The 12359-nt window shown below is 61.4% G+C and carries 11 protein-coding genes; 7 read left to right on the top strand and 4 right to left on the bottom strand.

Translation table 11 applies throughout. The features are described from left to right. Positions 1-76: 76 nt before the first annotated feature. Entirely contained in the window at positions 77-976 is a 900-nt protein-coding gene (locus YQ44_RS01085) for a LysR substrate-binding domain-containing protein (RefSeq protein WP_071321800.1), read from the top strand. A gap of 6 nt (positions 977-982) precedes the next feature. Here the strand turns inward: YQ44_RS01085 and gloA are convergent, their stop codons facing one another. From gloA to YQ44_RS01105, 4 genes are all read right to left on the bottom strand, one after another. Then, positions 983-1390: a lactoylglutathione lyase gene (gene gloA, locus YQ44_RS01090; RefSeq protein WP_070290874.1), complete on the bottom strand. Its 408-nt coding sequence runs from the start codon at positions 1388-1390 to the stop codon at positions 983-985. 114 nt (positions 1391-1504) lie between these two features. Further along, positions 1505-1927 (bottom strand): OsmC family protein, encoded by a 423-nt coding sequence (locus YQ44_RS01095; protein WP_071321801.1) that lies wholly within the window; start codon positions 1925-1927, stop codon positions 1505-1507. 102 nt (positions 1928-2029) lie between these two features. After that, positions 2030-3340, bottom strand: coding sequence for a PQQ-dependent sugar dehydrogenase (locus YQ44_RS01100; RefSeq protein WP_071321802.1), 1311 nt, complete (start codon positions 3338-3340; stop codon positions 2030-2032). A gap of 39 nt (positions 3341-3379) precedes the next feature. Further along, positions 3380-3646: a hypothetical protein gene (locus tag YQ44_RS01105; protein ID WP_071321803.1), complete on the bottom strand. Its 267-nt coding sequence runs from the start codon at positions 3644-3646 to the stop codon at positions 3380-3382. 264 nt (positions 3647-3910) lie between these two features. Between YQ44_RS01105 and YQ44_RS01110 the strand changes: the two genes are divergently transcribed. From YQ44_RS01110 to dnaJ, 6 genes are all read left to right on the top strand, one after another. Next, on the top strand, positions 3911-4870 hold the full coding sequence (locus tag YQ44_RS01110) for an NAD kinase (protein ID WP_232251024.1): 960 nt from the start codon (positions 3911-3913) through the stop codon (positions 4868-4870). 48 nt (positions 4871-4918) lie between these two features. Further along, positions 4919-6586, top strand: a complete 1668-nt coding sequence (gene recN / locus YQ44_RS01115; protein WP_071321804.1) for a DNA repair protein RecN — start codon at positions 4919-4921, stop codon at positions 6584-6586. Between the two features lie 269 nt (positions 6587-6855). Then, positions 6856-7965, top strand: coding sequence for a ferrochelatase (hemH, locus tag YQ44_RS01120; RefSeq protein ID WP_071321805.1), 1110 nt, complete (start codon positions 6856-6858; stop codon positions 7963-7965). 480 nt (positions 7966-8445) lie between these two features. Beyond that, positions 8446-8982: a nucleotide exchange factor GrpE gene (gene grpE, locus YQ44_RS01125; RefSeq protein ID WP_071321806.1), complete on the top strand. Its 537-nt coding sequence runs from the start codon at positions 8446-8448 to the stop codon at positions 8980-8982. Positions 8983-9073: 91 nt separating this feature from the next. Next, positions 9074-11017 carry a molecular chaperone DnaK gene (gene dnaK, locus YQ44_RS01130; RefSeq protein ID WP_071321807.1) on the top strand — a complete coding sequence of 648 codons (1944 nt, stop codon included), beginning with the start codon at positions 9074-9076 and terminating at the stop codon, positions 11015-11017. Positions 11018-11178: 161 nt separating this feature from the next. Further along, positions 11179-12312, top strand: a complete 1134-nt coding sequence (dnaJ, locus tag YQ44_RS01135; RefSeq protein ID WP_034745985.1) for a molecular chaperone DnaJ — start codon at positions 11179-11181, stop codon at positions 12310-12312. The last annotated feature ends 47 nt before the right edge of the window (positions 12313-12359 follow it).

Here is a 12359-nt window from a genome sequence, read left to right on the forward strand (position 1 = left end):
TTGAGTTGATGGCCCCATCGTATTATGCTGTGATGATTAAATCCAATTCGTAGTTTGTCATTAAACTATGCATCAAATGAATAATCTGCGCGCCGTCGATTTGAACTTGCTGGTGATCCTGGAGGCGCTGCTCAGCGAGCGCCATTTGTCGCGCGCGGCCGAACGCCTGCATATGAGCCAGCCTGCCGTCAGCCATGCGCTGGCGCGCCTGCGCCACCTGCTCGATGATCCATTGCTGTTGCGTGGCAAGGGCGGCTTCCAGCCGACGGCGCGCGCGCTGGCCCTCGCGCGGCCGCTGGCCGAGGCCTTGCAAAGCGTGCGTTCCGTGCTCGGTGGCGCCATCTTCGAGGCGGCCACGGCGCAGCGCACGTTTCGCCTGGCGATGTCCGACTATGGCGCGGCCCTGATCCTGCCGCGCTTGCTGCGCCGCTTGCGCGTGGAAGCGCCCGGCATCGACCTGGCCGTCAGTTATGCCAGCCGGCCGGCCGTCGTGGCCGGCGTGCAGGATGGCGAAATCGACCTGGCGCTGGGCGTGTTCCCGCAATTGCCCGAGCAGTTACATCGAGAAACCTTATTCGAGGAAACCTTCATGTGCGCGCTGGACCCGGCCAGCCTGGCCGACGGCGAAACATTGAACCTGGAAACGTATCTGGCGCGGCCGCATGTGCTGGTAGCGTCCAGCGAGGGCGGCATGGCGGCCGAAGTCGATGCGGCGCTGGCCCGGCTGGGCCAGGCGCGCCGCATCGCCGTGCGCTTGCCGCACTGGACGGTTGCGCCCGATATCGTGCTGGGGACGGATTTGATACTGACGGTGGCGCAGCGCGCCGTGCAGGGAAGCGTAGCGCAGGGGCTGGCGCTGCATGCGCCGCCATTTGCCATCGCGCCGTTTGCATTTGAAGCGATACGCCACCACCGCACGGATGGCGATGCGGGCATCGCCTGGCTGCGCGCGGCCATTGCCGCGGCAACCATCTGAATCACCTTACAGGCCGCCGCCCTGGCCGTCGAACTTGCGTTCGATCAATTCGATCTTGTAGCCGTCCGGATCGGTGATGAAGGCGATGACGGTATTGCCGCCCTTGACCGGGCCCGGTTCGCGCGTGACGTTGCCGCCATTCGCCCGCGCCGCATCGCAGGCGGCGACGATGTCGTCGGCCGAGATGGCGATGTGGCCATAGGCCGTGCCCAGCTCGTAGCTGGTGGTGCCATAGTTATACGTCAGTTCCAGTTCCGCGTGGTCGGGATTCGCGCCGTAGCCGACGAAGGCCAGCGTGTATTGGTATTCCGGGTTGTCGCTGGTGCGCAGTAGCTTCATGCCCAGGACGTTGGTGTAAAAATCGATGGAGCGCTGCAGGTCGCCGACCCGCAACATGGTGTGCAAAATACGCATCGTAAATCCTTGATGGTGATAGGGGGAATGGCAGGATTTTATGCGTTTTACGGCTTTTGTGCCGAGACCGCCCCTGCCGCCCGCTTGCACAGGGGGCGGCGGACGGTGGCGTGCTTACTCCAGATGGGCGTCCAGCGTGATGTCCGTGGCCAGCAATTTGGACACGGGGCAACCGAGCTTGGCGCGCAGGGCCGCATCCTGGAAGGCTTCCTCGGTGGCGCCAGGTATGGTCGCCACGAGGGTCAGGTGGACGGCCGTGATGGCATAGCTGCCATCGATCTTTTCCAGGGTGACATCGGCCGTGGTTTTCAGGGCCGTGGCGCGCATGCCCGCCTCGCCCAGCTGGCCGGACAGGGCCATGGTGAAGCAGGCCGCATGGGCGGCGCCGATCAGCTCTTCCGGATTGCTGCCGGGGCCATCCTCGAAGCGCGTGTTGAAGCCGTAAGCCACATTGTCGAGCGCGCCGCTTTGGGTGGAAATAAATCCTTTGCCATCTTTGAGGCCGCCACTCCAGACGGCCGATCCTGTTTTTTTCATGATGTACTCCTTGCGTGGTTCGAGCGTCCATCATGCGCGCCAGCGCTTGCCGCTTCCGTTCGTTGCGCCACACAGGGGGCGCATGCAGGGGCGCAAATAGGTTCAGGGCGCCGGCGCCACGCGCCAGATGACGTTGCCCACGTCGTCCGCCACCAGCAGCGCGCCCGCCTTGTCGATGGCCACGCCGACGGGACGCCCCTGCGCCTTGCCGCTCTTGTCGAGGAAGCCGGCGACGACATCCTGCGGCGGGCCATTCGGCACGCCATTGGCAAACGGCACGAATATGACCTTGTAGCCGCTGAACGGCTTGCGGTTCCACGAGCCGTGCTGGCCGATGAAGGCGCCGCCGCGGTAGCGCTCGGGCAGCAAGGTGCCGTCATAGAACGCCAGTCCCAGCGAGGCCGTGTGCGCGCCGAGCGCGTAGTCGGGCGAGACGGCCGTGGCGACCAGTTCGGGACGCGGCGGCTTGACGCGCGCATCGACATGCTGGCCGAAATAACTGTAGGGCCAGCCATAGAAGCCGCCGTCTTTGACCGAGGTCATATAGTCCGGCACGAGGTCGTTGCCCAGTTCGTCGCGTTCATTGACGGCCGTCCAGAGCGCCCCCGTCTGCGGCTGCCAGGCCATGCCGTTCGGGTTGCGCAAGCCCGTCGCGTACACGCGCGCCTTGCCCGTGGCCCGCGTGAATTGCCAGATGGCGGCGCGGCCGTCTTCGGCCGACATGCCGTTCTCGCCCACATTGCTGTTCGAGCCGACGGACACGTATAAAAACTTGCCGTCGGGGCTGGCGATGACGTTCTTGGTCCAGTGGTGATTGATGGGGCCGCCAGGCAAGTCCATCACCTTGACCCCCGGGGCCGCGATGCTGGTCTGCCCCGTTGCATAGGGAAAGCGCACGAGGGCGTCGGCATTGGCGATATACAGGTCGTTGCCTACCAGTGCCATGCCGAATGGCGAGTTCAAGCCTTGCAGGAAGACGCTGCGGGTCTGCGCCACGCCGTTCGCATCGATGCCACGCAGCAAGGTGATGCGGTTGGCGCTGGGCGTGGCGGCGCCCGCCTTTTTCATCTGCATCTGCATGATGGCGCCCCTGATGCCCTGGCTGTCTTCGGGTTTCGGCGGCGCATTCGTTTCCGCCACGAGCACGTCGCCATTCGGCAAGACATACAGCCAGCGCGGATGGTCGAGGTCGCGTGCATACGCGCGGATGACCAGGCCGGCCGCCACCGCGGGGCGTTGCCCGGCCGTCCACCTTTGCACGGGCGCAACATTGACAGTGGGAATCCATTGCTTGTCGGGCGCGGGCAACGCGGGCTGGGGGCCGAAGCCGACGGGCATGGCTGGCGCCTGCGCCTGGGCGAGGCCGGCGCAGCAGCTGGCAAGCAACAGGATGGAGCGAACAGAGGTGTGCATGGCGTACTCCTGTAACGCAGCGGTGCAGTGGAGTTGGACTCAGCGCGCCTTCTTCGGTTCCGCTTGCGCATCGGGGCGGGCCTGCTGCGGGGCGGCCGGCTTGACCTTTTCCACGCCCGGCTGGGCGCGCCGGTCCGTGTCGACCAGGCCTTGCTCGAGGTCGCTGGCCGCCTGCTGCATGACCTTGCGCGGGCGCATGTTTTGCGCGTCGGGCGATTCGTCGCGTTCGTGCGGCAAGCGGTCGACGCCGTCGTTGCTGACCTTGGCATCGGTATTGATCTTGCGCTCGCTATGTGGGGTAACCATATGGCCTCCTGGGGCGAAAAGAATGACTGATGCCAGTGTCCCGTTGCCACAGGCCGCATGCAAGCGGATTTGTTCGTGCTGGGAGCGCTGGCGCACGCATGGCGAATTCTTTTTCTGCGCTACACTGCGGCAACACTTATAAACGCCCCTTGCCGGCACACGGCAGCCGCACTATACTGTGCATATATACAGTATCATGCGATGCCGGCGTGCAGTGCGACAGCCAGGGGCAACTTGCCACCGAATTTATTTGCCGAGATTTTTATGCCCGCCGAAAAACACGCCGAAGCGCCAGCAGCCAGTTCGCCAGCCCCGGGACATCCGTTCAACCTGGGGGCCAAGACCATTGCCCTGGTCGTGCGCCAGAATACGGATGGCATTGCCGAGCCCGTGAAAAGCATCGTCGATTTCTTGCAGGTGCTGGGTCATACCGTTGTCTTTGAAGCGGAGACGGCCGCGCACCTGAACCTGGCATTTCCCGGCGTGCGCGCCATGTCGCCCGCCGAGATCGGCGCCGCCGCCGATTGCGCCATCGTCATGGGCGGCGACGGCACCATGCTGGGTATTGCGCGTCAGCTGGCGCCATTCGACGTTCCTTTGATCGGTATCAATCAAGGGCGATTGGGCTTCATGACCGATATTCCGCTCGAGCGTATGCTGCCCGTACTGGCGCAAATTCTCGGCGGCCGTTTCAAGGCCGAGCGCCGCACCTTGCTCGAAGGCAGCGTGCTGCGCGACGGCCAGTCGATCCACGTGGGCATGGCCGTCAATGACGTCGTCGTCTCGCGCGGCGCTGGCGCCGGCATGGCGGAATTGCGCGTCGAGGTTGACGGGCACTTCATGTACAACCAGCGTTCGGATGGCTTGATTATTTCCACGCCCACGGGCTCGACCGCGTATTCGCTGTCGGCCGGCGGCCCGCTGCTGCACCCGACCCTGGGCGGCATCGTGCTCGTGCCGATCGCCCCGCATGCGCTGTCGAATCGCCCTATCGTCTTGCCCGATTCCAGCCAGATCGTCGTGGAAATCGTGCGCGGGCGCGATATCAGCGTCAATTTCGACATGCAGACGTTTGCCAGCCTGATCCAGCAAGACCGCATCATCATTCGCCGTTCGCCGCACACGATTACCTTCCTGCATCCGGAGGGGTGGAGTTACTACAACACCCTGCGTGAAAAACTGCACTGGAACGAGTATCCGTCGGGCGAGGGCAAGCTCAGCTAACCAGTTTCTTCACGCTAACCCGCGGTGCGCCGCCTAACTACAGAAGCCATGCTCCATACACTGTCCATCCGCGATTTTGTCATTGTCGATACCATTGAACTGGAATTTTCCGCTGGCTTCAGCGTGCTGACGGGCGAGACGGGCGCCGGCAAGTCCATCCTCATCGATGCGCTGACGCTGGCGCTGGGCGGCCGCGGCGACGCCAGCGTGGTGCGCGAGGGAGCGGCCAAGGCCGACATCACGGCCGACTTCTCCGTCAGCGAGGTGGCGCAGGCGTGGCTGGCGGCCAATGAATTTGCCAACGACGAGGGCGGCGCCCTGCTGCGCCGCGTGATCGACAATGCGGGCCGCTCGAAAGCCTACATCAACGGCATCCCCGCCACGGCCGCGCAGCTGCGCGAGCTCGGCGACATGCTGGTCGACATCCACGGCCAGCACGCGCACCAGTCCTTGCTGAAAAGCGAGGCGCAGCGCGCCCTGCTCGACGGCCAGGCGACGGCGCGCGAGGCGGGCGCGGAACAGGATGCGCGGCAGGTGGCGGCGCTGCACAAGCGCTGGCGCGCGCTGGTGCGTCAGCGCGAGGAATTCGAAACGAATGCCGCCAACGTGCTGTACGAGCGCGAACGCCTCGAATGGCAAGTGGGCGAACTGGAAAAACTGGCGGCCAAGCCAGGCGAATGGACGGAGATCACGAACGAGCACAGCCGCCTGTCGCACGCGGCCAGCCTGCTGGAAGGGGCGCAGGAAGCGCTGGCGATTATTTCCGAGCAGGAAGACCACCCGATCGTCTCGCAACTGTCGGCCCTGAACCAGAAACTGGGCAAGCTGGTGTCCGTCGATGCGGAACTGCAGCCTATCGTCGACCTGATCGAATCGTCGCGCATCCAGCTGCAGGAATCCGTGTATGCGCTGAACAATTACCTGGACCGCGTGGAACTGGACCCGGACCGCCTGCACCAGCTCGATGCACGCATGGAAGCGATGCACAGCACGGCGCGCAAGTTCCGCGTCACGCCCGAGGAATTGCCCGACGAACACGCCAAGCTGTCGGAAAAGCTCCAGCACCTGGCCGACGCTTCCGATATCGAAGGCTTGCTGCGTCAGGAAGCGAAGATCGAGGCCGAGTACCGCAGCGTGGCCGAACGGTTGTCAGGCACGCGCCGCGCCGCCGCCCTGGAGCTGGGTCACGCCGTCACGCGCGCCATGCAGGAGCTGAGCATGACGGGGGGCAGCTTCGAGATTGCCTTGAATCCGTGCGAGCCGGCCGCCCACGGCCTGGAACAAGTCGAGTTTCTCGTCGCCGGCCATGCGGGCACGGCGCCCCGCTCGCTGGCCAAGGTGGCGTCCGGCGGCGAGCTGGCGCGCATCGCGCTGGCCATCTCCGTCATCACCTCGCATGCCACCACCACGCCGACCCTGATCTTCGACGAAGTCGACAGCGGCATCGGCGGCGCCGTCGCCGAAGTGGTGGGGCGTCTGTTGAAACGCCTGGGGCAAGGGCGACAAGTGCTGTGCGTGACCCATTTGCCGCAAGTGGCCAGCCAGGCCAACCAGCATTTCCAGGTGGCAAAAAGCACCCTGGACAATGGCAAGACGGCGTCGCGCATCGACATGCTCGATGCCAAGGCCAGGGTGGAAGAGGTGGCGCGCATGCTGGGCGGCCTGGAAATCACGGCCACCACGCGCAAGCATGCACGCGAATTGCTGGCCATCTAGTACACCCAAGCCAAATTGCTGCGCGTCGCGATTGCGGCCTGCGAGGCCCACTGCCTCGGCGGCCCCGTGCTTCGCACAGCTGCGCTGCTCGGGCCAACGGGGCGCCGAGCCTCGCTGCCGCTCGCGACGGTTTTGTTGGGCGTTGTGAGCGTAAACCGGTCTGGCGAAAATGGCAGTTGGCCTGATGCCGTTCCTTTCCAGCTTTCCGATGTTGATGCAATGTAACTATAATGGTTGGCTAATCCGTCCAACGTCTTCGAAGAGCCTTCATGTCATTTCAAGCAGAACCTCCGTACACGCATGGCAGCATCGACCGCAGCGCCGTGGTGCTGGTCAACCTGGGCACGCCCGATGCGCCGACCTCGTCGGCAGTGCGACGCTATCTGAAGCAATTCCTGTCCGACCCGCGCGTGGTGGAGATTCCCCGCATCGTCTGGTGGTTCATCCTGCATCTGATCATCCTGCCGTTTCGTTCTGGCCAGTCGGCCAAGAAATACGCGTCGATCTGGACGCGCGACGGCTCGCCCCTGAAGGTGCACACGCAGAAGCAGGCGAAATTGCTGGCCGGCGCCCTGGCCGAGCGCGGCCATGATGGCGTCACCGTCGCCATGGCCATGCGCTACGGTTCGCCATCGTTGCCCGAGGTGCTGGCGCAACTGAAAAGCGCGGGCTGCGAGCGCATCGCCATCCTGCCGGCCTATCCGCAATACTCGGGCACGACGACGGGCTCCATCTATGACGCCGTGTTTGCCCACTACGCCACGGTGCGTAATGTGCCGGAATTGCGCTTCATCAAGCAATACCACGAGCACGACACGTATATCGACGCCCTGCGCGACTCCGTGCTGAACCACTGGGAAGCGCATGGCCGGCCGGAAAAGCTGGTGATGAGCTTTCATGGCGTGCCGAAGCGCACCTTGCTGCTGGGCGACCCCTATCACTGCCAATGCCTGAAAACGGCGCGCCTGCTGGCGGAAAAGTTGAAACTGACCAAAGAGCAATATGTGGTGACCTTCCAGTCGCGCTTTGGCAAGGCCGAATGGCTGCAGCCATACACGGCGCCCACCCTGGTGGCGCTGGCGCAGCAGGGCGTCAAGCGCGTCGATCTGCTGTGTCCGGGTTTTACCAGCGATTGCCTGGAGACGCTGGAAGAGATCGCCATGGAAGCCAAGCATGATTTCGAGGCGGCCGGCGGCCAGCACTTCCATTACATCGCGTGCCTGAATGAAACGCCCGCCTGGATCGCCGGGCTGGCGGAAATTGCCGAACAGCATATGATCGGCTGGCCGACGATGAAGACGGCGGCGCAGCGCGAAGCGGACAAGAAGCATGGCGAGCAGGCGCGCACGGCGGCCCTGGCCCTGGGCGCCGCCAACTAGAAATAGTTGCTTTTATTGAATGTAAAGCCGCGCTTGCGCGGCTTTGTCATCTCTGGCGCAAGCATGAGGTTTTCCAAATAGCAACACCAGCAGTGGTAATGGCCTTGGGCGGGCTGGTAGAATGCCGGCTTTGCTGGGGGGAACCAGGCTGTATCAGAGGGAGCGCACGGCTTGTTGCCCGAAATGGGAAGCGATTTGTAATAAGCTGTAACATTAGCCGACGTAAAGCTTGGCGTTGACGCCAATACCCCTTGAAACAGTAGGATATAGCCCCATCTGCCGGTTAGTGTTGTAAAGATGTATAGCCTAACCCATTTAACGACGCCAAACAGAACCGTAGCGCGGATGTGATTCGTCGCTGAAAGGCGTAGCTGTGCGAATGCACGGAGACGCCGAGTCAGTGAAGCTCGGAAGCCGCGTATCGCGACGCGCAACAGGTTTTGGCAGGCGTTACAAGCCATTGATTGTAGGAGCTTTTAGATGCAAGATCAGGAAAACCAAGCTGTACCTAATCCGCAAGCGGACGCCGCGGCGACTGCCCCATCGACTCCCGCAGAGCCAACTTTGGAAGAGCAGCTGGCGAGTACCGAAGCGCGTCTTGCAGAGATGCACGATGCCTTCATGCGTGCCAAGGCCGATGGCGAAAATATCCGCCGCCGCGCGCAGGAAGATGTTGCTAAAGCGCATAAATTTGCAGTGGAAAGCTTTGCCGAAGCCATGGTGCCGGTGAAAGACAGCCTGGAAACGGCGCTGACGGTGGAAGCACCGACGATCGAGTCCTTGAAAGAGGGCGTCGAGCTGACCTTGAAGCAATTGAATGCCGCGTTCGAGCGCAACCGCCTGGTGGAAGTCTTGCCAGTGCAGGGCGAAAAGCTCGATCCGATGAAACACCAGGCTGTTGCCGTGGTGCCAGCGGAGCAGGAAGCCAATACCATCGTGTCCGTCCTGCAAAAGGGCTATATGATTGCGGACCGCCTGCTGCGTCCAGCCATTGTAACGACCGCGCAAGCAAAATAATCAGAGGGCGGCATCAAGCAAGCCTTGAAACCATGCCGCTTTTCCACATATAAGAACCATCTGAAATCTAGCAAATAAAAGGAAAAAAATCATGGGTAGAATTATCGGTATCGATCTGGGAACCACGAATTCCTGCGTTTCCATCATGGAAAACGGTCAACCAAAGGTAATCGAAAACGCTGAAGGCGCACGCACGACGCCGTCGATTATTGCTTATCAAGAAGATGGCGAAATTCTCGTCGGCGCGCCAGCGAAACGCCAGGCCGTGACCAATCCGAAAAACACGCTGTACGCAGTGAAGCGTTTGATCGGTCGCAAGTTCGACGAAAAAGAAGTACAAAAAGACATCGCGCTGATGCCGTACCAAATCATGAAAGCCGACAACGGCGATGCATGGATCGGCGTACGCGACAAAAAACTGGCGCCGCCGCAAATTTCGGCTGAAGTGCTGCGCAAGATGAAGAAAACGGCAGAAGACTACCTCGGTGAAGAAGTCACCGAAGCCGTCATCACCGTGCCTGCGTACTTCAACGACTCGCAGCGTCAGGCGACCAAGGATGCCGGCCGTATCGCCGGTCTGGACGTCAAGCGCATCATCAACGAGCCAACCGCGGCAGCGCTGGCGTTCGGCCTGGACAAGGCTGAAAAAGGCGACCGTAAAATCGCCGTGTATGACTTGGGTGGCGGTACGTTCGACGTGTCGATCATCGAAATCGCGGATGTTGATGGCGAGAAACAATTTGAAGTGCTGTCGACCAACGGCGACACCTTCCTGGGAGGCGAAGATTTCGACCAACGCGTCATCGATTACATCATCGACGAGTTCAAGAAGATCAACGGCATCGACCTGAAAAAAGATCCGATCGCCCTGCAGCGCATCAAGGCTTCGGCCGAGCGCGCGAAGATCGAATTGTCGTCGTCGCAACAAACCGAGATCAACGAGCCGTACATCGCCATGGCGAATGGCGCACCGGTCCACTTGAACCTGAAGATGACCCGCGCCAAGCTGGAATCGCTGGTGGAAGAGCTGATCACGGCCACGATGGAGCCTTGCCGCACCGCTATCAAAGATGCAGGCGTGAAAGTGTCCGACATCGACGACATCATCCTGGTCGGCGGTATGACCCGCATGCCGAAGGTGCAGGAAAAAGTGAAGGAATTCTTTGGCAAGGATCCACGCAAGGACGTGAATCCGGACGAAGCCGTCGCCGTGGGCGCAGCAATTCAAGGTTCGGTCCTGTCGGGCGAACGCAAGGACTTGCTGTTGCTGGACGTCACTCCTCTGTCCCTGGGTATCGAAACCCTGGGCGGCGTGATGACCAAGATGATCCACAAAAACACGACGATTCCGACCAAGTTCAGCCAGGTGTTCTCGACGGCCGACGACAACCAGCCTGCGGTGACCATCAAGGTCTTCCAGGGTGAGCGCGAAATCGCCGCCGGCAACAAGGGCCTGGGCGAGTTCAATCTGGAAGGCATCCCGCCAGCATCGCGTGGTACGCCACAGATCGAAGTGACCTTCGATATCGACGCCAACGGCATCTTGCATGTCGGCGCGAAAGACAAGGCCACCGGCAAGGAAAACAAGATCACGATCAAGGCCAATTCCGGCTTGACCGAGGCTGAAATCCAGAAGATGGTGAAAGACGCCGAGTTGAACGCGGAAGAAGACAAGAAGGTCAAAGAATTGGCCGAGTCGCGCAACCAGGCCGATGCTCTGGTACACTCGACCCGGAAATCCTTGACCGAATACGGCGACAAGCTGGAAGCGGGCGAGAAAGAGAAGATCGAAGCGGCAATCACCGACCTGGAAGCAAGCATCAAGGCCGGCGACAAGGCTGAGATCGACGCCAAGGTGGAAGCACTGTCGAGCGCATCGCAGAAAATGGGCGAAAAAATGTATGCCGACATGCAAGCTCAGCAAGCTGCCGGCGGCGCGGAAGGTGCACAGCAAGCTGCTGGCGCATCCGATGCAGGCGCCAAGCAAGACGACGTCGTTGACGCTGACTTCAAAGAAGTCAAAGACAGCAAGTAATTGTCTTGCGCTCCCATAAGCTGGGGGCAGCCGGGCTGAACGCTACATCGCGGGATTAGCCGCGAAGACCGGCCGAGCCGAGTCGTTGCCCAGTGCAGCACTCGACTCGGCTTTTTCGTGTAATTTTTACATCAGTAGATAGACTGCAAGGTGCCGACAACATGGCAAAGCGTGATTTTTACGAGACACTCGGTGTCGCAAAAAATGCTTCGGAAGAAGAGATCAAAAAGTCTTACCGTAAACTGGCGATGAAATACCATCCGGACCGCAATCCGGATAGCAAGGAATCGGAAGAAAAGTTTAAGGAAGTCAAAGAAGCCTACGAGATGCTGACCAATCCGGAAAAGCGCGATGCGTATGACCGTTACGGTCACGCTGGCGTGGACCCGAACATGGGCGGCGGTGGCGGCTTCGGCGGCGGTGCTGGCGGCTTTGCCGACAGCTTCGGCGATATCTTCGGCGACATCTTTGGCGGTGGCGGTGGACGCAGCCGCAATGCGGGTCCACAAGTGTACCGTGGCGCCGATTTGCGCTATAACCTGGAAATTACACTGGAGCAAGCTGCTCACGGCTTCGACACGACCATTCGCGTGCCGAGCTGGGACAAGTGCGACACTTGCCACGGCAGCGGCGCCAAGCCAGGCACGTCGCCGACCACCTGCGGTACCTGCGGTGGCCACGGCCAGGTGCGCATGCAGCAAGGTTTCTTCAGCATCCAGCAAACCTGCCCGAAATGCCATGGCAGCGGCAAGGTCATCACCGACCCCTGCACGCCATGCGGCGGCGCGGGCCGTATCAAGCGCAACAAGACCCTGGAAGTCAAAATTCCAGTCGGTATCGACAACGGCATGCGTATCCGTTCGTCCGGCAACGGCGAACCGGGCACGAATGGCGGTCCGTCGGGCGACCTGTATGTGGAAATCCACATCAAGCCGCACGCCGTGTTCCAGCGCGAAGGCGACGATCTGCATTGCGAAATGCCGATTTCCTTCACCAAGGCGGCCCTGGGCGGTGAAATCGAAGTGCCGACCCTGAACGGCAAAGTGTCGTTCACGATCCCGGAAGGCACCCAGTCGGGCAAGACTTTCCGCCTGAAAGGCAAGGGCATCAAGGGCGTGCGCTCCGGTTACGCGGGCGACCTGTTCTGCCACGTGGCCATCGAAACGCCGGTGAAACTGACGGAAAAACAGAAAGACCTGTTGCGCGACTTTGAAAAATCGACGACCGAGGGCGGCGCCAAGCACAGCCCTCAAAGCAAGACCTGGAAAGACAAGGTCAAGGATTTTTTTGAGTAAGCACACGTAACACCATGCGCCGGGATGCTCACACATCCCGGCGTTTT

This window comes from Janthinobacterium sp. 1_2014MBL_MicDiv, assembly GCF_001865675.1.
GTDB lineage: Bacteria > Pseudomonadota > Gammaproteobacteria > Burkholderiales > Burkholderiaceae_D > Janthinobacterium.